The organism is Adhaeribacter swui (assembly GCF_014217805.1).
Lineage (GTDB): Bacteria > Bacteroidota > Bacteroidia > Cytophagales > Hymenobacteraceae > Adhaeribacter > Adhaeribacter swui.
On sequence record NZ_CP055156.1, the window covers coordinates 2,864,634 to 2,878,329 of the forward strand.

Below are 13,696 nucleotides of genomic sequence, written 5' to 3' on the forward strand. Positions count from 1 at the left end.
TGAGTTAAATTAAGAATCTGAGTTTTCTTTATAATATATATGCAAGAAACAATTAAGTACTGGAAAGGGCTGGAAGAGCTCGAAAACACTCCCGAATTCAACAAAACAAAACATAATGAGTTTGCTGAATTCCTTCCGGTAAAAGAAACAAATAACGCAGGTGATAAGGAAGTAGCGCCCCGCCGCGATTTCCTGAAATTACTAGGATTTGGTATTGCTGCAACTACGCTTGCTGCTTGCGAAGCGCCGGTAAGAAAGGCAATACCATACTTAAATAAACCTGAAGAAGTAGATCCAGGTATCGCAAACTGGTATGCTTCTACTTATTTTGTGGGCAGCGATTACAATAGTGTATTAGTTAAAACCCGTGAGGGTCGGCCCATAAAATTAGAAGGAAACGGCTTGTCACCAGTTACTAAAGGTGGCCTTAGCTCCAGAGCGCAAGCTTCTGTGTTAAGTTTATACGATAAAAACCGTTTGCAAGCTCCTTTAATCAACGGAAAGTCTGCTACCTGGGAGAAAGTAGATGGTGAAATTACTTCTAAGTTAAGAGGTGTAAAAGGTAAAGTTGCGCTTATATCCAATACCATAATAAGTCCTACAACCAAGCGGGCCATTAATGAATTTGGTGGAAAATTTACTTCTTTTGAACATGTAACATACGATCCGAACTCTGCTTCGGGTCTTTTAAAAGCAAACGGAGGTGTAATTCCGGGTTACGATTTCAGCAAAGCCAGAGTAATTGTAAGTGTTGGCGCTGATTTCCTGGGAACTTGGTTATCGCCGGTTGAATACGCAAAGCAATATATTACTACCCGTAAGGTTAGCAAAACTAATCCGGCTATGTCCCGGCACTACCAGTTTGAATCTACGCTTTCTCTTACAGGAGCTAACGCTGATATACGGGTGCCGGTAAAACCATCAGAACAAGCCTTAGTTGTTGCTGCCCTATATAATAAAATTGCAGCTCAGCCAATTAATGCACCTGCCTACAATAACGCTAGGTTAGATGCTGCCGCAAAAGAGTTATTAGCTAACAAAGGTGCTGCATTGGTAGTAGCTGGTTCAAATGATCCAGCAGTACAAATGTTGGTAACTGAAATTAACCGGGCACTCGGAGCTGAAGGTACTACTATAGATACAACTCCTTCCCTGGTACGCCAAGGCGATGATGCCAACATGATCCGGATAATCAATGAAATGAATGCCGGAACGGTAGGAGCCGTTATATTCTACGGAGCTAATCCGGTATATGATCATCCGCAAGCCGAAAAAGTAATTAGCGGTCTAGAAAAAGTGCCATTTAGCATTGCCTTAACCGACCGGATGGATGAAACGGTGGCGCGTGTTGCTTATGTTTGTCCGGATCATAATTACCTGGAATCATGGAATGATTATGAGCCAAAACGCGGACAATTTAGCTTCTCTCAACCTGCTATTTCCCCTTTATTCCAAACCCGTCAGGCACAGGAAAGCCTGCTAAAATGGTCTGGTAATAATACTTCTTACTACGATTACTTACAAAATAACTGGCGAGGTGTATTAGGATCGCAAGCTGCCTGGGATAAAGCCATCCATGATGGAGTTTATTCAGGTACTGGAGTTTCTAGTTTCAATACTGCCAAAACAACTGCACCCGCTATGACCTTAGCGGCGGCAGCAGTAGCTATAAATAAGGCAGCTAGTGCCGCTGGTAAAGGCATTGAAGCTGTAATTTATGAGAAAGTAAATATTGGGCCTGGTTACGAAGCAAATAACCCTTGGTTACAAGAAACTTCTGACCCAATTACCAAAGCAACCTGGGATAATTATGTTACACTACCACGGGCCATTGCCGTGGAAATGGGAGTAGAGCAAAATGATATACTTAGTGTAAGTGCTAACGGGGTAACTGTTGAGTTGCCAGCGCTTATTCAACCAGGTCAGGCAAAAGGATCAGTAGGTATTGCCACCGGTTACGGCCGTACGCATACAGGTCCGGCAGCTAACGGAGTAGGAGCAAATGCTTATAAACTGATTTCTGTTGTTAATAATGGGTTAGTTTATGGTAATACCGTAACTCTAAAGAAAACAGGAGCTCAAAAACCAATTGCACAAACCCAAACCCACCATACCATTATGGATCGGTTGGTTGTGCAAGAATCTACTTTAGATAAATATAAGAAAGATCCGAAAAGTGTAACGGAGTATGTAAAGATAGCCACACCAGAAGGCGCTCAAACTCCGGCAAAGGTTTCTTTGTGGCAAGATTACGAATATAAGAATCACCATTGGGGTATGGTCATCGACTTGAACTCTTGTATTGGTTGTTCTTCTTGCTCTGTAGCCTGCCAGGTAGAAAACAATGTGGCCGTAGTGGGCAAGCAAGAGGTGTTGAATCGCCGTGAAATGCAATGGTTGCGGATTGACCGGTATTACAGCAGTGATGCGCATAAGTCGGATGAAGGTAAAGGTACTGTGGAGAAATACCATGCTATGGAAGAGCCTTCAGAAAATCCGTCGGTTATTTTCCAACCTATGTTGTGCCAGCATTGTAATCATGCTCCTTGCGAAACCGTATGTCCGGTTGCAGCTACCATGCACAGCACAGAAGGTTTAAACCAAATGGTTTATAACCGTTGCGTAGGTACCCGTTATTGCGCCAATAACTGCCCGTATAAAGTACGCCGTTTTAACTGGTTTGCTTATTACGACAACGAAAAATTTGCTGAACCAAATCCGCAAATGAATTCAGATTTAGGCCGGATGGTCTTAAATCCGGATGTTACTGTTCGAGCCAGAGGGGTAATGGAGAAATGTAGCTTCTGCGTGCAACGGATTCAATTAGGTAAATTAGAAGCTAAAAAACAAAATCGCCGGCCGAAAGATGGTGAAATAGTTACAGCCTGCGCTCAGTCTTGTCCTACAAACGCCATTATATTTGGCGACATGAAAGATCCGGAAAGCCAAATTTCCCAAGTATTACGGGAACAACAAGGTGAAAGAGCGTTCCATGTGTTGGAAGAAATTAATACACAGCCAAACGTTACCTATTTAACGAAGATTAGAAATCTGGCTTAATTAGGGAAATAGAATTGTAGACAGTGACTGCCAAAGTCCGTACTATTAAAACGGAAGAATTAATCTAAGAAAAATAAAATAAGTATATGCAGCATGTATCTCCGATAAGGGAACCTCTAGTAACTGGGGGAAAAACATACCATGACATCACGGAAGATGTTAGCCGGCAGGTAGAAGCGAAACCTAATATCCGATGGGCAATCGCTTTGGCCGTAGCCTTATTCTTTTTGGGCATTTTTATTTACTCTGTTTATCGCACCTTATGGTATGGGATTGGAGAATGGGGCTTAAATAAAACCGTAGGATGGGCATGGGATATTACCAACTTCGTGTGGTGGGTAGGTATTGGTCATGCCGGAACGCTTATCTCTGCCATTCTTTTGTTATTCCGCCAAAAGTGGAGAAGCTCTATCAACCGGGCAGCAGAAGCGATGACTATATTTGCGGTTATCTGTGCGGCCATGTTCCCGGTATTACACATGGGGCGCCCTTGGTTAGCATACTGGGTTTTACCTTTGCCAAATACCTTTGGTTCTTTGTGGGTAAACTTTAATTCTCCCTTACTCTGGGACGTATTTGCGATCTCTACTTACTTTACTGTTTCTTTAGTATTTTGGTATTTAGGTCTCGTGCCGGATTTTGCAACCATTCGCGATAGAGCAACAGGACCGATTGCACGCCGGGCATATGCTTTATTAAGTTTAGGTTGGAAAGGCTCCGCTAAGCATTGGTCTCGTTACGAAACCGTGTCACTTATATTAGCGGGTGTTTCTACGCCACTAGTACTTTCGGTACACACCATTGTATCAATGGACTTTGCAACAGCGGTAATTCCGGGTTGGCATACCACTATATTCCCGCCTTATTTCGTAGCTGGTGCTATTTTCTCCGGATTTGCGATGGTATTAACGCTAATGATTATAACCCGTGATGTGTTCCGGTTGAAAGATTACATTACTTTGGAACATATTGAATCTATGAACAAAGTAATTATTTTAACAGGTTCTATTGTAGGGGTAGCTTATATAACAGAGTTCTTTATTGCCTGGTACTCTGGTGTTGAATATGAGCAATATGCCTTTATTAACCGGGCTACCGGACCTTACTGGTGGGCATATTGGTCCATGATGACCTGTAACGTTATTACTCCCCAGCTTTTTTGGATTCGTAAAATCAGAAGAAGTATTGTGGCTACCTTTATCATTACCATATTCGTGAATATAGGTATGTGGTTCGAGCGATTTGTAATTATTGTTACCTCCTTGCACCGAGATTATCTGCCATCTAGTTGGGTTATGTTCTCGCCAAGCAGCATAGATATTGGTATTTATGTGGGTACTTTAGGATTATTCTTCACACTGTTCCTGTTATTTGCCAAGTATTTTCCGGTGGTAAACATGTTTGAAGTTAAAACTATTTTAAAATCATCTTCAGGGGTACCACATTCTTTAGACCCTGAAAAATCCATGCACGCTACTACACCTGTAACTCATCAAAACAAGCATCATGACTAATAAGAAGTTTATTCTTGGCGTTTTTGAAGATGAAGAAGTTTTACTTCATGCTATTGAAAATATAAGAGCCGCCGGAACTAAGATATACGAAGTTTTTACGCCATTTCCTGTTCATGGAATTGACGATGTATTAGGAATTAAGCGTTCCCGTTTACCTATAGCTGCCTTTTTGTACGGTTGCTGCGGACTCGCTTTTGCCTTGTGGATGCAGATATATATGATGGGATATGATTGGCCCATGATTATTGGCGGTAAACCACATGTTGCATTACCCTCTTTTATTCCGGTTAGCTTTGAATTAACGGTATTCTGTACTGCCCACGGGATGGTTTTAACCTTTTTAATTGTATGCGGTTTGTACCCCCGATTAAAAGTACCCGTACTGGATGTGCGCTCTACAGATGATAAATTTGTAATGGCTATTGAAGTAAAAGAAGGAGTAACTGATATAACTAAAGTAAATGACCTGCTTCGCTCGAATGGAGCTGTGGAAGTAAACCAGAAGGAGGTAGAAGAATAATGAGAAATACAATAAAAGATACGCTAAGAAATTCTTTGGTAATCTTTGCTTCCGTATCGTTATTTTCTTGTAGTAAAGAGCCAAATGACACCGGAACACAGTATGCGCCTCAAATGTATGACGACGTTGCTTACGAGGCATTAAAGCAAGCAGACTATAACACTATAAATCCGGGTCGCATGAATATGCGGGTTCCAGCAAAGAATACCATACCTAGAGGTAAGCTGGCTTATTTCAACCACATTCCTAAGAATGATAGCTTGAATCAAGCAAATAATTTAAAAAATCCTTTAGCTGTAAATGATCAGGTTTTAGAAGAAGGTCAGGTGTTGTACGAAAGATTTTGCCAGCACTGCCACGGCGCTGAAGGTAAAGGCGACGGTTTAGTTGGTCAAAAGTTTAAGGGGGTAGCTAATCTGCAATCAGATGCTTTAAAAACTGCCAGCTTAGGTCATATTTATCACGTAATTACCAATGGTAAAGGCCGGATGATGCCCCATGGTTCTCAGGTTAATCCAGAGGAACGGTGGAAAATTTCGTTGTACGTGAAGAATGTTCTGCAAGGCGCGGGTGAGCAAACCAACCAAGTAGATAGCGAAGCAGCAACAGAAGCTTCTTCTTCAGATGGTGATAATGTGCAACAAGCAACAGGTACTACAGCAACAGAATAACCAACCAGGTTCTAATAGTTAAACACAAGCGTAAATTTTACAAATAATGTTAGAAGAAAGATTAAATATTTCTGGAAGAACAAACAACCGGTTGTACTTGATGATTGGGCTAGGTTTGGTACTGCTGATTTTGGGGATATTTTTAACTATGAACGGTGGTGGCGGTCATCACGGCGGTGGCGGCGAACACGAAGCTGCTAGTGCTGGCGGGCATCACGCAATTACCTGGAAAAACCGTTTGTTCGCTAATTTGTGGTTGAACAATGTGTATTTTACTGGTATTGCTGTAATTGGGTTGTTTTTCACTGCGGTACAATACGTGGCGTATGCAGGATGGTCCGTTCTTATAAAGCGGGTACTAGAAGCATTAAGCTATTACTTACCAGTAGGTGGAGTTATTATGTTAGCCGTATTTTTACTTGGTCAACACGAATTATTTCACTGGACAGATCATACTTTATACGAAGTAGGTAATCCAAACTACGATCCCATTATAGCTGGTAAAGCCGGATTTTTAAATATTCCATTTTACCTGATACGCATGGTAGGATATTTTGCCCTGTGGATTATATTCTTCCTTTGGATGAGAAAACAATCATTAGCAGAAGATTTAGAAGGCGGATTGGAATACTATAATAAGAGCATTCGCATAGGTGCCATGTTCCTGGTAGTATTCGGCGTTACTTCTTCTCTTTCAGCTTGGGATTGGGTTCTTTCAATTGATACCCACTGGTTCAGTACTATGTTTGGCTGGTATGTATTTGCCAGTTGGTTTGTTTCCGGATTAGCTGCTACTACCTTAACTGTGATTATCCTAAAGCAAAATGGGTACATGAAAATGGTTAATGCAAACCACTTGCACGATTTAGGTAAATTTGTGTTTGCGTTTAGCATTTTCTGGACTTACGTGTGGTTCTCACAGTTTATGCTTATTTGGTACGCGAACATACCGGAAGAATCTATTTACTTTATGGAGAGACTAAGCGGGTACCAAGATCATTATACCTGGATCTTCTTTGTTAATCTTCTAGTAAATTTCGTATTCCCTTTCCTTGTTTTAATGACTAGAGATGCAAAACGCCAAATGATCATGTTAAAATTGGTTTGTATAGCCATATTAGTAGGGCATTGGTTAGATTTTTACTTGATGATCATGCCAGGAACATTGCGTGGGGAAAGTGGTTTCGGATTTATAGAGTTGGGTGCTGCACTTACATTTTTAGGTATATTTTTGTTAACCTTCACAAGAGGCTTAAGCAAAGCTTCATTGGTTCCTGTTAATCACCCGTTCCTGGAAGAAAGTGTTCACCATACAGTTTAAGCAAAAAATTAAAAGCATCCTATAATGATTACATTTGCGATAATAATATCATTAATTCTGATTGGAGTCATATTAGCTCTACTCTTTCGAATACAAATTTTATCTTCCATATTTAGTGGAAGTTTTCAGAAAAGAGTAGGTAAAAGTAATAAGGTAAACGCCGTTTTACTTTTACTTTTCTTAATAATTGGTGGCATTGCCTTTATTTGGTCTTTCCAGAATGCTGAAAAAAGAATACATATTCCTGTAGGGTCAGTACACGGGGTTTGGATTGATGATATGTTTTGGCTGACCATGGTAATTCTGGCAATTGTATTCGTAATTACTCAAATATTACTATTTTATTATTCATACCGTTACCAGTATAAAGAAGAGAAAAGAGCTTATTTCTTTCCGCATAATAACAAAATTGAAATAATCTGGACTATTATTCCGGCCGTTGTTATGGCCCTGTTGGTTTTCAAAGGTTGGAAAACCTGGACTAAAATCACAGACCCGGCACCTAAAGAAGCGTTAGTGGTGGAAATTGTTGGCAAGCAATTTAACTGGATTGTGCGCTACCCAGGTGCTGACAATGCATTAGGAACCGTAAAAACAAAGTTGATTGATGCAACCAATGAACTCGGTATTGATTTTTCGGATCAAAATAGTATAGATGATATAGTGCCAAGCGAAATACATATTCCTAAAGGCCGACCTGTATTATTTAAGATTCGCTCCCGCGATGTACTGCATAGTTTTTACCTGCCGCACTTCCGGGCGCAGATGCACGCGGTACCCGGTATGCCTACGAAGTTTTGGTTTGTGCCAACAAAAACTACGGCCGATATGGCAACTGAAACAGGTAACCCCGACTTTAAATATGAGTTGGTGTGTAACCAGATTTGCGGTGCCAACCACTTTGCCATGCGGGCTGTAGTTATAGTGGATGAGCCGGAAGATTATCAAAAATGGATAGATAGCCAGAAAGCGTTTGTAGCGGATAAGCCGGAATTACTACAAAATGGAAAATCGCCCCAAGGAATTGTTTTGGAATCGAATGAAACCAATAAAGCTTCCTTGTAAAAATCTAGGATAATTGATTTTAGCATTAGAAATTTAAAATTTTAAAAATTTACGAAAACTATAAAACTATCAGCTAGTAAGATCTGGTGTAATATAGGAAGCTAGAAGACGTTTAAAGTTTGTAAGCAAATGAATGCTTCTACAAGAAAAAAATTGAACTTATTTTTTAAAATTTTAAATTTTTAACTCCTAAGATCAACTTAAAATAAGTATCATATAAGAGGATAGCTTTCTTTGGCCTATAGCCGATATGTTAAATAAAGCTTAGTATTAGTAGGACAAAAAAGAAACGAATAAATTTTTTCACATGGCAAGCACCGATATCTCTTTACACAATAACGTGCCGGTAGCACACGAAGAGCATGATCACGACCATCATGATCAGCCATTTATTTTTAAATATATTTTTAGCCAGGACCATAAAGTAATTGCCAAACAATTTCTTATAACCGGTATTATTTGGGCTTTTATTGGCGGCGCACTTTCCAGCTTATTTCGTATTCAACTAGGTTGGCCAAACGAAACCATGCCTTGGTTAGAACCTATTTTGGGTAAGTGGGTTGAAGGTGGTAAGTTAAATCAAGAATTTTACCTGGCATTAGTTACCCTGCATGGCACCATCATGGTATTTTTCGTGCTTACAGCGGGCCTAAGCGGTACTTTTAGTAACTTCTTAATTCCGCTACAGGTAGGAGCCCGGGATATGGCTTCTGGATTTATGAACATGCTTTCTTACTGGTTTTTCTTTTTATCCAGTGTTATTATGTTCATATCCTTGTTTTTGGAAACTGGACCTGCTAGTGCGGGCTGGACGATATACCCACCTTTAAGTGCTTTACCGCAAGCGATTCCAGGATCTGGTGCGGGTATGACCTTGTGGCTCGTTTCAATGGCCCTCTTTATTGTATCGCAGTTGTTAGGTGGTATTAACTATATTACTACAGTACTAAACTTGCGTACAAACGGAATGTCCATGACTAAACTGCCTTTAACAATATGGGCATTTTTAGTAACTGCTATTCTGGGGGTTCTTTCTTTCCCAGTACTTTTTTCATGCGCCTTGTTGTTAATTTTTGACCGTAGCTTCGGTACCAGTTTCTACCTTTCTGATATCTATATAGCTGGAGAAGCTTTATCAAACACGGGTGGTAGCCCTATCTTATTCCAGCACTTATTCTGGTTCTTGGGTCACCCGGAAGTTTATATAGTTATATTACCTGCTATGGGTATTGTATCCGAAGTGTTATCTACTAATGCGCGTAAACCTATTTTCGGTTATCGTGCTATGATCGGTTCTATTTTAGGTATTGCCATACTGTCGCTCGTAGTATGGGCGCACCACATGTTCGTATCCGGGATGAATCCGTTTTTAGGCTCGGTTTTCATGTTCTTAACCTTGATTATTGCGGTACCATCGGCAGTAAAAGTATTTAACTGGTTAGCTACATTGTGGCGAGGAAATATTGTATTTACTACCGCCATGTTGTTTTCAATTGGCTTTGTGTCTTTATTTATTTCGGGTGGTTTAACCGGTATATTATTAGGAAACTCAGCGGTAGATATTCAGTTACACAATACCTATTTTGTAGTGGCTCACTTCCACTTGGTAATGGGTTCATCTGCTTTCTTTGGTATGTTTGCCGGCGTTTATCATTGGTTCCCTAAAATGTTTGGCCGCATGATGGACGAGAAATTGGGCTATGTGCATTTCTGGCTTACTTTCTTAGGTGTTTATTTGGTGTTTTTACCAATGCACTACGTGGGTATTGCTGGTTTCCCGCGCCGCTACTATTCCTGGACCGCTTTTGAAACATTTAACCAGTTCGCTGATTTAAATATGTTCATCAGTATTGCAGCTATACTGGCGTTCCTGGGACAGTTTCTCTTCTTATTTAACTTCGTTTATAGCATTTTCCGCGGACGTCGGGCTGAGCAAAATCCATGGAAATCGAATACATTAGAATGGACTACGCCGGTAGTACTTGGCCATGGTAACTGGCCAGGTCCAATCCCAACTGTTTACAGATGGCCTTATGATTATTCTAAACCAGGCGCTGAAGAAGATTATATTCCGCAAACCGTGCCATTTTCACAAACTAAGTCTTCTAATTTGCCAAACGAAAAGGAGCTTGAATAACTAGAAATATGAGTAATAAATCTTTTAGTTCTAAAAGATTTAGAAATATAGGAGTTCTAACTATTGCTTCAGTATATTTTTTAATCTTAGTAGGAGGAGTCGTTCGGAGTACTGGTTCAGGAATGGGTTGCCCAGACTGGCCTAAGTGCTTTGGTAGTTGGGTTCCTCCTACTAATGTTAGCCAATTACCTACAAATTACCTGGAAGTTTATAAAAACAAGCGTATTCAGAAAAACGAGAAATTAGCCGGTTTTTTAAAAAATTTAGGTTTTACGCAAGTTGCTGAAAATATTTTTCAACATCCATCGCAATACTTGGAAACCGAGTTTAATGTAACAAAGACCTGGATTGAATATCTAAACCGCTTGGTGGGAGTATTAATTGGTATTTTCATATTTCTCACGTTAATTTATTCTTTTCCGTATTTAAAGAAAGATCCAGTTATATTTTATTTATCCCTTTTCAGCTTTGTTCTGGTAGGGTTTCAAGGTTGGCTTGGTTCCTTGGTAGTATCTACTAATCTTTTGCCAATTACGGTTACTATTCATATGGCTTTGGCATTGGTATTAGTTGCTCTGTTGATATATGCCGTTGCCCGTTCGCAAAAAAGCGCTTTTCATCAACTCCATCAAGAGGCAAGTAATAAAGTTTACAGTACTTTTTATTTTGTAATTGCTTTATCATTTGCGCAAATTCTTTTAGGTACTCAGGTTCGCGAATTAGTAGATATTATTGCCTCGGAACTAAACTATACCGGCCGGGATATCTGGATAAGTAAGATTGGGACTACTTTTTATATACATCGCACTTTTTCAGCGTTTATATTTGTAGTGAATGTATATTTGTGCTGGCAACTATATGCTTTGCATGATGCTCGTTTAAGCCGGTTAGCTAACGGGCTACTTGCTTGTATGGGTGTAGAAATTCTGGTGGGCATAATTATTTCCTATTTTGACATTCCAGCTGCTTTACAACCAATACATTTAGTTTTAGCCACCATTGTATTTGGTTTGCAGTTTTACATGTTAATCGTTTATTATTACGCCGCCCATAATCGGGTGTTAAAGTTGGCAGTTAGATAATGTTGGTAGAAAAAGTAGAAAAAGAATTGCCTGCCTTGTTAGTCATGACGAAAGTAAAGCATTTTTTTCGTTTGCTGAAGTTTCGATTATCCAGTACCGTAGCTTTTTCGAGTGCGATTGGCTATATGCTGGGGGAAGGGCATTTAGAATTCCTAAATGTATTATTCATTATGCTGGGCGGCTTTTTAGTAACCGGATCAGCTAATATCGTTAATCAGATTTTAGAAAAAGATCTGGACAAGTTAATGAAGCGTACTGCTCAACGGCCATTACCTACTGGTGCCTTGTCTGTCACTGAAGCAGCTGTTTTTAGTTTTATACTGGGCATAGCCGGTATAGCCTTATTGGCCTTTTACTTTAATACCTTAACGGCGGTGCTTGCATTAATGTCGTTAATTTTATACGGCTTTGTTTATACTCCTTTAAAAAGAATTTCGCCCATATGTGTTTTGGTAGGAGCCATACCAGGCGGATTACCTCCATTATTAGGATGGGTAGCAGCTACTGGAGTAGTAAGTATTGAAGCATGGATTTTGTTTGGCATTCAATTTACCTGGCAGTTTCCGCATTTCTGGGCTATTGCATGGGTATTGGATGATGACTATAAACGGGCTGGTTTTAAAATGTTGCCCATGGAAGGTGGTAAAAATTTAAAAACTGCTTTTCAGATAATGACTTACACCTTATTACTAATTCCGTTAAGCATGCTGCCTTTGCAGTTTGGAATGACTGGTAAAACATCAGCCATAATTGCGGTAATGTGTGGGGTATTGTTTTTAGCTCAAACACTTTACTTAATGCAAACATGCTCTAAAAAGGCCGCTATGAGTATTATGTTTGGGTCTTTTTTGTATTTACCAATTGTGCAGATTGCCTTGGTATTAGATAAATTATAGATAGGAAAGAGATGAACGCGAGAGCAATTGACGAGAATAGAACCACAACAGGAATACATCCGCTTAAATTTACTTTGTGGTTAATTATAATGAGTATTGTAATGATGTTTGCTGCTTTTACCAGCGCATACATTGTTCGCCGCGACGAAGGAAACTGGTTAGAATATAACCTGCCTGGTGGATTACTATTAAATACTCTTTTAATAGTGCTGAGTAGTGTTACCATGCAATGGGCTTATTTTTTGGCTAAAAAAGACAATATAAATATTTTAAAAATTGCTTTATTAGTTACCTTTATTCTGGGAATTACTTTCTTGATAGGGCAGTGGAATGTATGGGGAGAACTCGTGACTAATAAAATTTATTTCGGGGGACCAACATCAAACCCATCCGGTTCTTTCATGTATGTTTTAACCGGCATTCATGGGTTTCACCTGATTACAGGATTGATATTCCTGGTCATTGTTTTGTTTTCTGCCTTTCAATATCGGGTACATGCCAAAAATTTATTAAGAATTGGCTTATGTACTACGTACTGGCATTTTTTAAGTGCGCTTTGGGTGTATCTTTACGTGTTTTTAACAGTATACCATTAATAAAACTATTAGGCAGTAATTGCCAACCTTTGTTTATCCGTTAAAATTAGAATACTTAATAACCAAACTATGTCAAGCACAACATCTAGTACAGCAACTCTAGATCGGCCTAATACCGGAACCTGGGATGGCGGAAATGAACCCATGAAAGCCAGTTATGGAAAACTCATGATGTGGTTTTTCCTACTGTCTGATACGTTTACATTCGCGGCATTTTTAACAACTTATGGTTTAATCAGACACCGGCACCTGGCCTATGTTGGAGAGCATGACAAATTCGTGTTTTCGCAGAATTACTGGCCAATTCCGGATAAAGTATTTAATGCCTTTCCATTTTTTCACGGAGTAGATTTGCCTTTAGCTTTTGTGGCTTTAATGACCATGATTCTTATTCTTTCTTCGGTAACCATGGTACTAGCCGTGGAGGCTGGACACCGGATGGATAAAAAAGATGTAGAAAAATGGCTGCTTTGGACTATTCTTTTTGGTTCTACTTTTATTGGTTGCCAGGCTTGGGAATGGGCTCACTTTATAACTGGTACAGAAGGTGGCTTAACCTTAGCCGATGGTTCTAAGGTATTTGGTGCTAATCTTACCTTAAATCAATACGGGCCACCCTTATTTGCCGATTTATTCTTCTTTATCACTGGTTTTCACGGAACACACGTATTTAGCGGCATTGTATTATTAATTATCATGTTTATCATGACTGTTAATGGTGTTTTCCAGAAAAGAGGACATTATGAAATGGTAGAAAAGGTAGGTTTGTATTGGCACTTTGTAGATTTAGTATGGGTGTTCGTGTTTACCTTTTTCTACCTGGTTTAACAAAAA

Annotated in this window: 11 protein-coding genes; all 11 read left to right on the forward strand. The window is 39.6% G+C overall.

The genetic code is table 11. The annotated features are described in order from the left end of the window. The first annotated feature begins 39 nt into the window (after positions 1-39). Entirely contained in the window at positions 40-3,060 is a 3,021-nt protein-coding gene (locus tag HUW51_RS12300) for a TAT-variant-translocated molybdopterin oxidoreductase (protein WP_185274312.1), read from the forward strand. An 86-nt stretch (positions 3,061-3,146) separates the two neighbouring features. Beyond that, positions 3,147-4,574 (forward strand): NrfD/PsrC family molybdoenzyme membrane anchor subunit, encoded by a 1,428-nt coding sequence (nrfD, locus tag HUW51_RS12305; protein WP_185274313.1) that lies wholly within the window; start codon positions 3,147-3,149, stop codon positions 4,572-4,574. Then, positions 4,567-5,094, forward strand: coding sequence for a DUF3341 domain-containing protein (locus tag HUW51_RS12310; RefSeq protein WP_185274314.1), 528 nt, complete (start codon positions 4,567-4,569; stop codon positions 5,092-5,094). The genes nrfD and HUW51_RS12310 overlap by 8 nt, the downstream gene beginning before the upstream one ends. Before the next feature lie 113 nt (positions 5,095-5,207). Continuing rightward, on the forward strand, positions 5,208-5,765 hold the full coding sequence (locus tag HUW51_RS12315; protein ID WP_228467024.1) for a c-type cytochrome: 558 nt from the start codon (positions 5,208-5,210) through the stop codon (positions 5,763-5,765). A 46-nt stretch (positions 5,766-5,811) separates the two neighbouring features. Then, positions 5,812-7,086: a quinol:cytochrome C oxidoreductase gene (locus HUW51_RS12320; RefSeq protein WP_185274316.1), complete on the forward strand. Its 1,275-nt coding sequence runs from the start codon at positions 5,812-5,814 to the stop codon at positions 7,084-7,086. Positions 7,087-7,110: 24 nt separating this feature from the next. Further along, a complete protein-coding gene (locus tag HUW51_RS12325; RefSeq protein ID WP_185274317.1) occupies positions 7,111-8,151 on the forward strand; it encodes a cytochrome c oxidase subunit II in 1,041 nt (346 codons plus the stop codon). A 307-nt stretch (positions 8,152-8,458) separates the two neighbouring features. Next, the gene (locus tag HUW51_RS12330) at positions 8,459-10,288 is read left to right on the forward strand and encodes a cytochrome c oxidase subunit I (protein ID WP_185274318.1); all 1,830 of its coding nucleotides are present in this window, start codon (positions 8,459-8,461) and stop codon (positions 10,286-10,288) included. A gap of 8 nt (positions 10,289-10,296) precedes the next feature. Then, on the forward strand, positions 10,297-11,370 hold the full coding sequence (locus HUW51_RS12335) for a COX15/CtaA family protein (protein ID WP_185274319.1): 1,074 nt from the start codon (positions 10,297-10,299) through the stop codon (positions 11,368-11,370). Next, positions 11,370-12,266 carry a heme o synthase gene (cyoE, locus tag HUW51_RS12340; RefSeq protein WP_185274320.1) on the forward strand — a complete coding sequence of 299 codons (897 nt, stop codon included), beginning with the start codon at positions 11,370-11,372 and terminating at the stop codon, positions 12,264-12,266. The genes HUW51_RS12335 and cyoE overlap by 1 nt, the downstream gene beginning before the upstream one ends. 11 nt (positions 12,267-12,277) lie before the next feature. After that, entirely contained in the window at positions 12,278-12,862 is a 585-nt protein-coding gene (locus HUW51_RS12345; RefSeq protein WP_185274321.1) for a cytochrome c oxidase subunit 3, read from the forward strand. 69 nt (positions 12,863-12,931) lie between these two features. Then, positions 12,932-13,690, forward strand: a complete 759-nt coding sequence (locus tag HUW51_RS12350) for a cytochrome c oxidase subunit 3 (protein ID WP_185274322.1) — start codon at positions 12,932-12,934, stop codon at positions 13,688-13,690. Positions 13,691-13,696 lie beyond the last annotated feature (6 nt).